Below are 13,602 nucleotides of genomic sequence, written 5' to 3'. Positions count from 1 at the left end.
AATGATGTATTTGTTCTAATGGAGGATTATATATGGAAATTGAATTGGATTATGTAAAGAACGAAGGAGATATACAAAAGTTCGCAGGGAATTATTATTATTTCAGCCAAAATATCAAAAAGAGCCGAAGATGGACCCTTCTTTCGGTTTTAATAGTATCATTAATTGTTGCTTACCTTCTCAATAAAATATTTGAAGAAGGAATACTCTCTTATCTGATCTTGGTTCTTATTCTGTTAATTGCTTGCCCAATTCCTGCTCTTAGAGAACATAAAAAAGATACTATAAAAAGCATTAATAAAAGACATACTTCAAGAGATTTAGGTGTTTTAGGAGAATATAAAGCTCTATTAACTGATGATGAAGTCCATATAACATATCTTCCTAATGATCCAAGAAGACAACGAAATATGACTAATAAATGGGATGAATTTGATTTCTACAATAGGGATGAAGATCATTTTTTAATCTATATTAATAAAAGCGATCTTACTTATCATATAAAAGCTGGAGAAAAAGCTGAAGATGTCGATCAATTTCTGAATAGAAAAGGATTAAATAAAAAGCAGCGGAAAGATTAATGATCTCTTCCACAAAAGGGCGCGATAATCGAATAAAATGTGCCGCAATAGGGCCACGGCGAAAGTTTTACGTATTAAGGAGGAGTAATTTGCAAAAATGTAAAAACTGTAATTCACAATTTAGTTGGAGTAAAATCTTTAAATCGTTTTGGCCGGCATATGAACCAATTGAATGTGACAACTGTGGTACGAAACATAAGATAACCAATTTGGGTAAAAGTACAGTTGGAGCTATGAGTCTTTTGCCAATATTTATATTTGGTTATGTTCTTTATCCTTTAGGTAACACCTTTGTAATGGTTGGTATAGGATTTCTTATAGGAATTATTGGTTTTTTGCTCACACCATATGTTGTTAAATATAAAGAGGTATTGTGATGAATTATACTTAAACAAACGGGCGCGATTGCTGAACAGGTATTTCATAAAAGGGGGGGAGGTAAGTTGGTCAAAAACAAGAGGTTTAAAGTGTTATCTATAATTTGTTTAATTATTTGTGTTCTTGTTTGGATTCCCAATATAGCTTTTCAGATTTCAAGTCCATTATGGATGATAACTTTTGTTATTGCCCCAATCGGGATAGTGTTCGCTGCATTGATAAAAAAACATTGGTTAATAATTGCCAATACGATTATGTTTTTCAGCTTTTTTATATTTATGTTTGTGGGATACTTTGTTAATTATAGCATCTAAATTGATGTAGAATCAGGACGATTGCGGAATAGGTCATTCGCTTCTCTGTAGAGTTTGGAGGTGAGTTATTTTGAGTAATGGGAGTTCCCCAAAATCAAAAAAATGGCGGGCGAAGTATGGAGCATTAATAATTTCGTTAACTTGTTTATGCAGTTTAATCATAAGTTGGGAAAATAATTGGATTCTTACAGGCATTTTAGGATTAGGTGTTTTGATCAATGGAACGATAGGAATTTTTGATATAAAGCGGTCTCTAGCGGAAAAAGGTTAAAAACGGGTCGACTCATATATTCTTAAACAATCAGCTCTTATCTGGAATAAGGATTTGTTCTTTTGCTACAATTGTGCAATTGGTATCAATGGCAATTTAGTATGGTTACAGGATAGGATAGTTTTTTAGAATGAAGTATTTAAAAATAAAAATCCCCTCGGAGACCAAACCGAGAGGACTTTTTTCAAATATAGTGCCTGACCATAAAGACAAGAACCATCATTTTATTATACATCTCTTAACAAAGATATATACCTGTTTCTTAATTTAAGAATAACAACTTGTTTCAATTTACACAAACATTAGCCATTATTACTTCAATAGCTACATTAGTTTCTATTCTAGGTGGATTTATTATTAGGGTGGTCACCCTCTCTAGTTGTTAACAAAATAGTAATAAGTAATGAGTTAGAACGTTTATGATTTACATATACAACTTTTGAATTGCGGGTGATAATTGTTGAGAAAAGATCGTTTTGTTGTGAGAGAAACGAATATTGAATTGCGAAGAGGAGAAAAACTTGAGAATACGCGAAAAATACTGATTGGATATTACAAAGAAAGCGTAGACATAGTTTACCCACACCCTATCACAGATTTCATTAATAAGGAGTATTTTAATACAGGAAAATCATTAAGCCATCAGAAACATCCAGCAATTGCTGTCACCCAGTTCTTGAACTTCGTTTTAGACAGAGTAGCAGATGGAGATGGTGATTTTGCACAATTAGAAAAAGAAGGTATTCCTGGACTAGAACTAAAACACGGAAGTTCATTTTTAAGTTCTCTAACTGAAGAAAAAGATATTTCAAAGAAAACCATAGAATCTAAAATGATGTATTTGACGAGATTGTTTCATTTTTTAAACGAAAATGAAATTTTGAACACCAAAATAAAATTTAAACACAAAGATGTTAACAACAAGCCGGTTTTAATCTCGAAATTTAAAGACGTTGTTTTACCAGGTGATGGGTCAACTAAAAAGCTGAAAAAGAAAAAAGACATCATTACTAGTTCAAATAAAAATAGGGTTCAGTTAACTCGTGAATTCATTATGACTGCTTATTTGAATGAACCATCTATTGCATTAGGTATTGGGTTTTTGTTTTATGGCGGCCTACGTCTTGGCGAATGTGTGAATTTAAAAAGATCTTCAGTGAAACCGCAAGGTAATAGTTTATATGGAGAAGAAGGGATTGTTTTAGAAATTCGAGATAATCAAGATGAATTGTTCTCTCATTTAACAAAATCTGCAAATATCGATGTGAAAAAGCCTCGTGATCAAGTTGTTTTATTGGATCCAGTCATTACCTGGCTTTACAAAAAACATCTTGATTACCTTGATAAGTTAGAAAAACAAAATAAATTATCAAACCCAAAAGCCTTGTTTATTAATGAAAACAACGGGCTTGCACTCTCAGGCGCTACATTCTCTAAAAAATTCAACAAAGTGAAAGGAAGGTATTTGGAAAACCTAAGCAGGACATCAGGTAGATTACAAGATTATTTAGACTTAAAAGAAACAAAATGGAGTACGCATATAGGAAGAGGTACCTTCACCAATATGTTAGTAGCAGCAAACTTCACAGCCGAACAAACAGCAATCACGAGAGGAGATTCGAACATTAATTCTGCTTTAGATTATACAGACTCAATGACTGCTTTAGATAATATAAATAAAGCAATAGAAACTCTCACATTGGACAATGATTCAATGAATAATATAAATTTGCCTGAATTCAGTAAAACGTGGAAAGAAGTGGTTAACTTTGGGAAAATTAGATAGTTTAGTTTCCATTGAAACTTTCTTGAAAGAAATAGGGATGAAATATACAAGCACCACTCCTTTGTTTGTAGCCGAAAAATTAGAATCCAGTTACCCTGAATTAAATATTCAGCCTATTTATTTTAAGAATAAAAAACTGTTACAAGACGGATTAAAGACCAAAATAGGAATAAATAAGCGGTGTATAGAGCCTTTTAAGCAAAAATATATATCTTTGTCCACACTTCGAAATAAAGCTTCTAAAACAGCTTTAAATAGGATTATAGAAAGAAATAATATAGAAGTCATCAAACTAAAAGAAACAACAGCAGACGGTTTTTTCATTGAAAAAGAAGTTATCTTTAAAAATGAAGCCTTTAAGAAGTTGATGACTGAAGTAGAATTAAAAAATAACTCTGATTATGTGACCAAGTCTTTTGTTCAAAAACAATTAGGGCTTAATTTAACAAGTTTAAATAAAGCACTTGATGACTTTGATGTTAATGTAACCGAGGGTGGTAGAAGCCGTTTTGTCCTCATAAAAGATATGGAATTCCTATCAAAAAAACAATCGGAAATGGAAAATCTATTTAACTATTATTATTTAGCAAGCGAAGCAAAAGAATTACTCAAAAGGAGTTTTAAAAAGGATGAGGTGGGAATTAAAAGAATCCCATTCCCTCCTATTTTAAAAGCGTCTATACCAGCTGATAAAAACGCCTTTTTGTGGAATAAAGAAGATGTCCATTATTATTTAAAACAACGAGAAATAAGAGAGATGAACAAAGTTGAGTTAGATACACCTTTCGAAACGTTCATTTATCGTTTAGACATCAACTACAAAAATGATTACCTTTATGCACAAAACACAAAAGAACTTTGGTTTAGCTATGTAAGAAATTATCTTATTCAAAGTGAAGGAAGTAAAAAAACGATAGCTGATCGGGTTAGCAATTTCAGTGAAATAACAAAATCCATCTTTGATAATATTGATAAAGAGATATACGCTATGACAACAAATGAAATTAATTTAAATTTGTTGAATCACCAATTAAATGTATCTCATCGATTTCATATGTATCAATTTTTGAAATCGATACACGAATCTTTTCAAGAAAATGATAAACACACAAAATTTATTTTTAGTAGATTGAACAATCCGTATCATACGTATGAACCAAAGCGAGAATTGGATAAAGATCGTTATTCATTAGATGAATATAAAGAGTTTTATAACTTCGCCAAAGATGTTGAAACTCACAAGAGAGCAGCATCCAAGGATACAATAAACTTTCTAAAAGGTAAAAATTCTTATCATTACGCTAGTGTATGGCTTTATATTTTAACGCTTTTGAATAACAATTGGAGGCACGAAACAGTTATTGAGGAACTTCCCAGGATCAATTTATCTAGAACTAGTATCACCGGTTTGGAATGGTTTTACGACAATAACTTATCTGAAAGTGAAGCGAAAGATATTATTTATCAAGTGGGAAGACATATTATTAACATCAATAAAACCGGTGCTGAGGGTGTGTTTAACATTTCCAAGCAGTTGGAAATCCCTTTTGCTACTGCAATGGCCATTTGTGAATTAAGGCTGGAGAACATCAATTCTGACGATGGAAATTTAATATATCTTTCTAGTGACAAAACAGTTAACAGTGTTTCCAAAGGTGCATTTTTTAGTCATTTTCCTAACAATAAATTGAAATTCAAAAATAGAAAAATGAACCGTACCTTGACTACCCTTATTTGGTCCGTGATCAATAGTAACTCAAATAATGAATTTAAGGATGGGCTGTCCGCTGCGAAACAATCCAGGAGTCACTTTAATGAAAGTACAACTAACATTTATATTAAGTTGAGTAGAAAACAAATAGATGAGTTAACAGAACAATTATTTTCAAGGGATCAATTTGGTTATGTATATAAAATATTCAGTGATGTTATATTCTCCTCTTCTGCCGATAAAGAAGAAGAAACAAATAAAATATTAGACCTAAAACAAAATTTTGGCGATGTTTATAAATTAGAAGCAACTGCTGGTTTTGTGAATAGAATATCTAAGGAAAAAAAAGATGTAGCGAATTGGATGCTTTCTAAAGACAATGAAGAATTGCAAAGAGATTACTATGATATGTTAACAAATCAATTGCCTTCGAAAGAAAAGAATTATCAATGTATTAAGCGAGAATGTGTTAATCCTACTTTAAATTGTAGCGATTGCCCTTTTAGCATTCCAAATGTATATGCATTAGCTGAATTATTAGATAAATATGTATCACAGATTGAAAACATCATTTCTTTTGATGAAATGAGCTCTGGCGAAAAGAAAAGACAAGCAAATCAATTATATGTGATTTCTGATACGATTAAATACGCGAAAGAAAAGTTCGGAAAAGATATTATTTATGATTTCTTACCTGGTGGAAGAGAACGTATTAAAAAAATGCAAGAACAATTACCACCTAAAAAATTGGTTGAATCTTATAAAACAATAAAGTTAGGAGAAAAATAATTGAATATAAACCTTGATATCGATGAAATGGATGTAGAAGAATTAGAAGTTTTGCCAAATGACATATTCGATGTAAAAAACTCCGTAGAGCAAGCTAAAAATATATTAGAGGATATGAATAATGGTAATTATGATTACAGGTATGCCGCAAAAAGCATAAAATATGAAAATGATGATTGGTCATTTTTTTATAACTTACAACAAAGTAACATTAATTTAAAATTCGATGATATTGAATCGTTTTTTCAATTTAACAATAGACATATATCTGATTCAATAGTAGATGTTATAAAATGTTGGTGTTGCGATATTTTTGTTGAACAATCTCCTAGAACAGCAGATGCCTTTTTAAGCAAACTGAAACAAATAATTATATCTACGAAAGGATTTTCACCTAATTTACTTGAAGAATTCGTTAATAATATGGATGACAGAACGATAAAAGTAAATGGAGACATTCAAGCAATATCTGAATTTACCTTATCAAATTTTTTAATATCATTAGAGAATTTCTACCACTTTTATCCTATTTCAGAAATTGAAAAATATTATTCTTCTGTACAAAGTATTAAGCAGCCTGAAAAAAATAAAAACGTCAGAAAGATACCTTCTTCTAAAGACGTTTACACCTTCTCTTATTATTTGGATGAATGGTATAATGAAGCAAAGAATGACTCCAATAAAGAGAACGAATTAATTTTATATTATCCGGTTTTTTTATGGTGGAAAATAACAAGCATTATTCCTATGAGGCCTTCTGAATTCACTAATATAAAGCGCGATTGCATTGATAAAAGAGATGGCAAGTATTATCTAAGCATCCCTAGATTGAAACAAAAAAACATTAATAACATCCAAATTATAGATGAAATCAGTGTTTCGGAGGAAATATTTGAATATATAAAGCATTATATCCAAATAACTGAGTCATCAGGTGATACAAAGACACTTATTTCTTATAAGTCTTTAAAAAAGGTTAATTTCAGAGGCTACTATTTAAAAATAGATAAGATGAAAACAAATTCTAGTGCATTAAAAAGCTTGCTTGAAAAATTTTATAAAGATGTTCTTTTTAAAAAATATAATTTAATTATCAACTTTAATGCAGAGGTACCAAGTAAAGAAGATAATTATGACATATACAGAATATTACGCTTGAATGATACGAGGCACATTTCAATTATATCTATGATGCTGCAAGGTTATGATCGAATAGAAATTGCTCGCTTGTCTGGACACACATCATTATACTCTCAATACACTTATTACAATCACGTACAATTTTGGGTTGATTCTGAAGTGAAGCGTTTAGCTGATAATTTTTTTTTAACATCGATGTATGGTGAAACCAATGATTTAGGCGGAACCGAACAACTAAACGAATTGTATTTGGACACTTGGGCTACTGGTGATTGCAATTCGGAAAACAAACTAAAATTGGGCTATTGCACAGATCCCGAAGTATCTTGTCCTAACGGTTTTGAGCCAAAATTTAGCGGGTGCTACCATTGCCCTTTTTGGAAAATTGATATGATCGAGTTGGAAGAAAACGAAGCTTTGATAAAAGAGGAGTTAGAAGAATCCAGTAGATCGCTACAGAAAAGTGTAAATTTCCTCATTCAATTGAATAAACACTCTGATGTTACATCAGAAATTAACATTGAACCTAATACCAAAAGAGAAATTAAAACGACTTCTAATAGAATTGAAAAAGAAATAAACGATGTAGCAAGACTAAACCAGATTTATAACTCAATAAGGTGGGATAAATAAATGGCCAGACCCAAATCCGATTATGATGACTCCGTTGTTAAAAAGTTAATCGTAGAATATCAAAAAAATAAAAGTCCAAATTCTCTGGTGAAACCTATTGATATGTACCACTACGCCTTGGAAGAATATAAAAATGGTTTATTCCCTTACAAATTAAGTCACGATTATTGGAAACGAAGTTACCGTCGTGGAAGACAATTAATTGATGAATTTAACACGGTGAAAAAAAGAAGCTATCAAATAAGTGAATTAGATAACATTGATATTGTCGACGTTCAGGACTTAATTGATAAATACGCAAACAATCCAGAAGAGTTATCTAAGTATTTAGTTCCAATGGAAAAGCAGCTTAGAGCTTTATTGGATGTTATACAAGAAAAAGATATTAAAATTGTAAATTTAACCAGTGCAAAACAAAAAAACAATGATTCACTTTCAAAAGAAAAAGCTAAAAGTGACAAACTGCAAACGTTATTGTATCAATTGTTTTCATACAGCGGATCTGGATTTAAACTTGATAATTTATTAAACACAGGAACTTCCCGGACTAAAAGAGTGGAAAACGCCTTTGAAAAAGCATTCGATGATCCAACTGAGTTCCTAGAATTATTTCCAGAGAAAGTCAACAAAACAAACCAAGAAAACATCGTCCCCCTCCCCACTATCTCGAAAGATGATGAGTGGGATTTGTGATTAAAAAAATACATCTGTTTGAATAACGGGTTCAGTTACGGGGGAGAAAAATGTGAATAACAGATTAAATAAACACCCATTAACATATCTAATGGCAGCGAAATAGTAGTATAAATAACAAGCAAAAACGCTCAGAATTTAATCTGAGCGTTTTTTCAACTTATTAACACTGTCCGCCTTAAACTAAAGCACCCTTTTTCTGAACATTTTTATTCCACAATCGCGCCCTATTATGGAACTAAATTGCTAGATAAGTACTCTTAAAATCAAAAGTATTAACGTAATAATTATACCAAAGCTGAAACCAAGTATATGTACAATAAATGCGCCCATCCCATAAAGGTTACCCAATATTAAATAAGCAAAAGTATAATTCACGGGCCAATTGCCAAATTGTAAATTAAGAAAATCTCTGTTATACAGGTGTAAGATAATTATACAAGCAATAAGTGCATAAATTCCTGGAGACGCTCCAGTGCCTTCTGTGTAGTTTGAGAATATAGCATAAACGATATAGGCAGCTATATTTCCGATTAAATAAATAGCTAGGAATTTCCAACTCCCAATTTTATCCTCAAGAATAATACCAACAAAATATATACCATAGGCATTACCTAATAGGTGCAATATGTTTTGATGGAAAAGTGAGCCTGTAAGCATTCGATACCATTCTTTACCCTGCATATTATTAAAACTCTTCCCGCCAGCCCATTCCAAAAGAGTATCTTTAAATACTAATTTATCCAATATAAATACTGCAACGTAAAGTACAATAAGTATTGTATAAACATTAGGGATATTTTTTGCGAGAATTGAACTCACCCCTTTTGTAGATTAGCTCAATATTTTTTGTTAAACAATCTGGCCCGATTACGGCAATGTTTTTTTCGGTTATCACGCCCTCATATAGAAAATTAAAAGACAAGATAATTCTTATAAGATTGTTTAGATACCATTCTTATATTCCTTTTGCAGTTGAATCTCATCTTTCAATTCCAATTTTTTTGCTTCGATTTTTTTAATCGTTTTAAAAGTAATAAAAGAGAATAAGGCAGTAACAACGTAAGCACCATAAGATGATTCGTGTCTTATTATACCCAACCTAAATAATCACTCCTTTCAGTGAAATGCTTTTCTACACCTTTTCTTAATCTTCCATAATCCTACCCTTATCATAATAGTTATTTCAGCCCCCTGTTGTTTTCACAAGGAGTTATTCAATTAAATGGCCCGATAAATGAATAATCCAATGAATTATTAAGAGTTATTACTAACTTTTGCCGTCATTGATTTATTATCCTCAATCTCTTTTAACAGCGTTGCTACGTCCTTACAAATTTTATGAATACATATGTTAATTAGAAACAAAACAATCCCTAATAACAAGAAAAAAACACACTAAATGGAATAGGTACTACTTGCAGACGCCCAGGATCTGGTTAACACTTCCCACCCCCGATGAAGAAAAACACTGTTGAAACAGCAAATGATATCAAACCTAAAATAGTTAATCCTATACTTAAACCACCACATTCTCTAAAAGTGTAATAGACTTTCTTCATTTGCCCACCCCGATATATAAATTTACTTGATTCATTTAATATATTTTCTAAATCTAATTCTTTTAACGTTTTTTCGATACCCGTCTATTTAACAAAATGGCCCGATTAAGGAAGATCGTTCTTCACCGTTCATCTCTATAGATATTGCAGTTAAACATCAGATAATTAAATAAACTCATTATTTGTAAGTTTCATTTGAAGAAATCCATTCCATAAATTGCTTATACGGATAATATGTTGTTCCTTTCAACTCTATCTTAGGAGCATTAGGATATTTACTTAATAATTCTTCGATCTCATTTTTATTTAGGTTAAAATAAAATTCCAAATCACTTTCTTTTATAAAAAGATTATAATTATAATCTTTTTCAGAACGACCCAAATTCTGCAAACCTTTTCCTATAAAATATCCCATAAGTGTTAATCCAACAGATAACAAAATTAAACCAGTGCCTAAACCAGAGACCTCTATTTCCATTCAATCCCCTCCAATTCAACTTATTTCAACTCATTTGCTACGCTAGTTTAGATGTAATTCTCCATATTTTTAGTTATTATTCTACAGGAATACGTGAAAACTTTCTTCAACAATATGGCCTTTTTGCTTAACAAATTTATTCGGTTATCGCACCCTATTCTGGAAAAAAATAAGATATTCTAGTAACTCATTCTTATTCTTCTGAACCTTCCCGTCCAAATGCTTTTGTTTTAATATTTTTCTCATCAAGAAACTCTTCTATTTTTTTCTGTTCTCTTCCATTCACCACATCAGCTTTATTCATTATTGATGTAATGTTTATTTCTGGTAATTCGCCTTTATTTGCGTCATCCATAAGATTATTGAACATTTCATCTACCTCATAAAGAAGCACATTGTAAGCTGTAATGTACTGGCTAATTCTTACAGACTCTCCTTGATAACCTTCAGGCAAAGTGTTATTTGAGATATAGTTAGAAAAATTTTCATCATTTTCTTTAGTAAGTTCGGTAATTTTAGCTAACTTTTCTAATTCATTTTTATTTAATCCTTTCTCTTCATACATAGCATCTTGAAATGGATAACTAGCCTCATCTAATTCGTTATGGCTGTCTAGATATGTTTTTATGCTTAATTTCATTTCTTCTTCGTCAATTTTATTATTTTGCTTTTCAGATGTAAATATTTCACTAGGAACCTCTACGTCCTCCATATCAATAATTTCATCATCTTCCTCTTCAGTAGTATCAACTTTTCCTTTGGAACACGCGCTTAATATAAATATAATTAAGAAGCCAACAAAAATCCTTTTCATAAGAATCTCCTCTCCTTTGGAATTAATGCATTATATTAAAAAATTAATTTAATTCGGGCTCCCCAACCCATTTGTAAGTTACATTGTTCAACAATTGGCCATTTTCTTGAATGTATTACTAAACAATCGCACCCGTTAATAAAATATTGAAACTAACAAATTATACAAAGAATGTATGATAATTACTGACCAAAGAGAATTAGTTTTCTTATATACAAATCCAAATATAACACTCAAAACAAAAGCCGTTATTATGGAGTTTAGAATATAAGGGTATTCAAACAATCCTTTATAAAACCAAATAGGAAAATGAATGGACACAAAAAGTAATGAGACAATTATATTTGCTTTCCAGAAGTTAAAGTATTCAATAAATTTTCTTAACAGAAAGCCCCTGAAAACAATTTCTTCAATTATGCCGACTAATAAAATAGTATTAAGCCATTCATTGAATCCAATATTAAAATCAATCTCTTTTTTTAATACTACAAGATTTAAAATAACAAAATATAATAAGAAGGCTAATGATGTCCATCCTGCCCATTTTAACCCTTTTCCCAAGTTATGACGTAACCCTAAATAGGAAAATGGATTGCGTTGTTCAACCATTATAACTAATAAAAATACAGGAATAAGCCAAATAATTATTTTAATAATAGCTGATAATAATGCCCTTGGAACCGGATCCATTAAATCCAAATATTGAACCAACCATAATTCTCTAATGCACCATAAAGCGTAAAATGTTATGAAATATAACCAAATGTAAATCTTATTTGTTTTTGCTCCTATCAGAAATCCCCTCTTTTCCTATTGAACAATTCTGCCATTTAACTTAATAACAATTATGTCAAATTACCATCACTTTCACAATGAGTTATTCTGTTAAATGGCCCTATAACGGAACAAGGGATTTTCTTAAATGGGTTGCGAAAAATAATTCCTAGCGATATGGTGTATAAACAAAGACTGATTAGGAAATTAGGTGCAGGATGAATAACCTATCTGATGATTTGCTAGTTGAAGCCTACCATCAAGCAAAGGCATTAAATTTAGCTCCAGATTTTATTAGGCTAATTAAAAGAGAAATGGAACAACGCTCTTTGTTATTAAGTCCAATTTACCCTTAATCTAAGGAGATAAATTGGGCTTTAGTTATTCCACGAAATGACCCTATTGCGGCAGACATTTACTCGGTTATTTCGCCCGATTACTTAATTCTCTCTGCCCTTTTTCAAATTAACAATTAGCCATACAATCTGAATAATTAGTGGAATTATAAACGCAACCAATAATACTATAAAAGCCACTAATTTTAACTCAGGTGTTTGAGTAACACCAGCACCATCAACATCTCGAAGCCAAACAAAAGCTGTACCTGCAGCAAAAATGACAATCCAAAAAGCATTAGCACTCCACCAAAAAATCCACAACTTTTTCATATCCCCACCCCACCGTACTGATTTTTATTACAGAAAAGCGCCCGATAATGGAATTGTCCTTTCTAATATTACTGGTATAGCTAGACGTAAAACGGGAAGTAATCAATTATAGCTTTTGGAAATATGAACAATTTCTTTTATTACAGAATCAACCTCTAAGTTATCCTTAATTACGAATAAACTGTCCGATTCCCCTTCCACTGGATCCACAACATCTTCTAATTGAGATTCAGCTTGTTGCCTTAATAACACTTCCTCAAAATTAGAATAAGCACCTCTAAATATATCTGTACTACGTTTACTATTAGTAACTCGCCAATGCAGAACTTTATCTGGAATATCAAAATGAACTATGATACGGACAAACTCATCTTTAGGATAAATTTCTTCCAGTAAATACTTTCTCCCTTTTTTAGTTCGATTTGCACTACTAGCAATAATATGCAAATCAGTGTGTTCTTTAGCATAATCAACAATTAACTTTGAGATAGAATGTTTAAGAGTATTAGGTCCCGATTTGGGTTGCAACTTTTTGTAATATGTATTTATAAATTCAGCATTGTTATCTTGGTCCATAACAAAAGAATTATCTAACTCATTTTCTAAATCCTTTGCAAAAGTACTTTTTCCACTGTGGGTCTTACCAACTGTTATAATCACTAACCTTTTCACAATTTCCCCTCCTTCCCGCACAATTTTCACAAGAATACTTAACCATTTTATTCTGTTAATTGTTCCATTAAATGGCCCGTTTGAGGCACAACCTTGTTCCATTATCGCGCCCGTTTGCGGTAGATTCCTTACGTTGGTTTTTGCTCTTTTTTTATTGCTTTAAAGTTGAGGTATATACCATATCCTCCAGCTAAAATTAAAAACATTTGACCATATCCAAAGTTTATATCAAGCCAATATGCAAATAAAAATAAGGTGATAATCACAATGAAAAATATTGCAATGATATTTTGGTCATACTTATTCATTTCTTTAACCCCCCTTTAAAGTTAACTGGC

Annotated in this window: 15 protein-coding genes; 7 read left to right on the top strand and 8 right to left on the bottom strand. The window is 31.3% G+C overall.

What is annotated here, in order from left to right; translation table 11 throughout:
- Positions 1-32 precede the first annotated feature (32 nt).
- From OLD84_RS06125 to OLD84_RS06100, 6 genes are all read left to right on the top strand, one after another.
- Positions 33-581, top strand: a complete 549-nt coding sequence (locus tag OLD84_RS06125) for a hypothetical protein (protein ID WP_209463631.1) — start codon at positions 33-35, stop codon at positions 579-581.
- Between the two features lie 89 nt (positions 582-670).
- On the top strand, positions 671-958 hold the full coding sequence (locus tag OLD84_RS06120; protein WP_209463632.1) for a TIGR04104 family putative zinc finger protein: 288 nt from the start codon (positions 671-673) through the stop codon (positions 956-958).
- A 1,046-nt stretch (positions 959-2,004) separates the two neighbouring features.
- Positions 2,005-3,330, top strand: a complete 1,326-nt coding sequence (locus OLD84_RS06115) for a site-specific integrase (RefSeq protein ID WP_209463633.1) — start codon at positions 2,005-2,007, stop codon at positions 3,328-3,330.
- Positions 3,314-5,830 carry a hypothetical protein gene (locus OLD84_RS06110; RefSeq protein WP_209463634.1) on the top strand — a complete coding sequence of 839 codons (2,517 nt, stop codon included), beginning with the start codon at positions 3,314-3,316 and terminating at the stop codon, positions 5,828-5,830. Before OLD84_RS06115 ends, OLD84_RS06110 begins: the two co-directional genes overlap by 17 nt.
- Positions 5,831-7,603 (top strand): site-specific integrase, encoded by a 1,773-nt coding sequence (locus OLD84_RS06105; RefSeq protein ID WP_209463635.1) that lies wholly within the window; start codon positions 5,831-5,833, stop codon positions 7,601-7,603. It abuts the gene before it with no gap.
- Positions 7,604-8,296, top strand: coding sequence for a hypothetical protein (locus tag OLD84_RS06100; protein WP_209463636.1), 693 nt, complete (start codon positions 7,604-7,606; stop codon positions 8,294-8,296).
- A gap of 246 nt (positions 8,297-8,542) precedes the next feature.
- On the opposite strand, the gene OLD84_RS06095 is transcribed toward OLD84_RS06100, so the two are convergent.
- From OLD84_RS06095 to OLD84_RS06075, 5 genes are all read right to left on the bottom strand, one after another.
- The gene (locus OLD84_RS06095) at positions 8,543-9,043 is read right to left on the bottom strand and encodes a rhomboid family intramembrane serine protease (RefSeq protein ID WP_209463637.1); all 501 of its coding nucleotides are present in this window, start codon (positions 9,041-9,043) and stop codon (positions 8,543-8,545) included.
- Positions 9,044-9,241: 198 nt separating this feature from the next.
- Entirely contained in the window at positions 9,242-9,397 is a 156-nt protein-coding gene (locus tag OLD84_RS06090; RefSeq protein WP_209463638.1) for a hypothetical protein, read from the bottom strand.
- 639 nt (positions 9,398-10,036) lie between these two features.
- Positions 10,037-10,336 (bottom strand): DNA-binding protein, encoded by a 300-nt coding sequence (locus tag OLD84_RS06085; RefSeq protein WP_209463639.1) that lies wholly within the window; start codon positions 10,334-10,336, stop codon positions 10,037-10,039.
- Between the two features lie 193 nt (positions 10,337-10,529).
- Positions 10,530-11,150 carry an NDxxF motif lipoprotein gene (locus OLD84_RS06080; RefSeq protein WP_209463640.1) on the bottom strand — a complete coding sequence of 207 codons (621 nt, stop codon included), beginning with the start codon at positions 11,148-11,150 and terminating at the stop codon, positions 10,530-10,532.
- 135 nt (positions 11,151-11,285) lie between these two features.
- Positions 11,286-11,840 carry a CPBP family intramembrane glutamic endopeptidase gene (locus tag OLD84_RS06075; protein WP_245301614.1) on the bottom strand — a complete coding sequence of 185 codons (555 nt, stop codon included), beginning with the start codon at positions 11,838-11,840 and terminating at the stop codon, positions 11,286-11,288.
- A 302-nt stretch (positions 11,841-12,142) separates the two neighbouring features.
- Between OLD84_RS06075 and OLD84_RS06070 the strand changes: the two genes are divergently transcribed.
- Positions 12,143-12,280, top strand: coding sequence for a sporulation histidine kinase inhibitor Sda (locus OLD84_RS06070; protein WP_209463642.1), 138 nt, complete (start codon positions 12,143-12,145; stop codon positions 12,278-12,280).
- 84 nt (positions 12,281-12,364) lie between these two features.
- Here OLD84_RS06070 and OLD84_RS06065 read toward each other — a convergent pair whose 3' ends face one another.
- The 3 genes from OLD84_RS06065 to OLD84_RS06055 form a co-directional block, all read right to left on the bottom strand.
- The gene (locus OLD84_RS06065; RefSeq protein ID WP_209463643.1) at positions 12,365-12,592 is read right to left on the bottom strand and encodes a DUF3923 family protein; all 228 of its coding nucleotides are present in this window, start codon (positions 12,590-12,592) and stop codon (positions 12,365-12,367) included.
- 102 nt (positions 12,593-12,694) lie between these two features.
- Entirely contained in the window at positions 12,695-13,264 is a 570-nt protein-coding gene (locus tag OLD84_RS06060) for an ATP-binding protein (RefSeq protein WP_209463644.1), read from the bottom strand.
- A gap of 128 nt (positions 13,265-13,392) precedes the next feature.
- Complete coding sequence (locus tag OLD84_RS06055; RefSeq protein WP_209463645.1) at positions 13,393-13,572, bottom strand: hypothetical protein; 180 nt, start codon at positions 13,570-13,572, stop codon at positions 13,393-13,395.
- Positions 13,573-13,602 lie beyond the last annotated feature (30 nt).

The organism is Virgibacillus natechei (assembly GCF_026013645.1).
Classification (GTDB): domain Bacteria; phylum Bacillota; class Bacilli; order Bacillales; family Amphibacillaceae; genus Virgibacillus_L; species Virgibacillus_L natechei.
The sequence above is the reverse complement of the archived record's forward strand: the minus strand, read 5'-3'. Positions and strand labels throughout refer to the sequence as shown.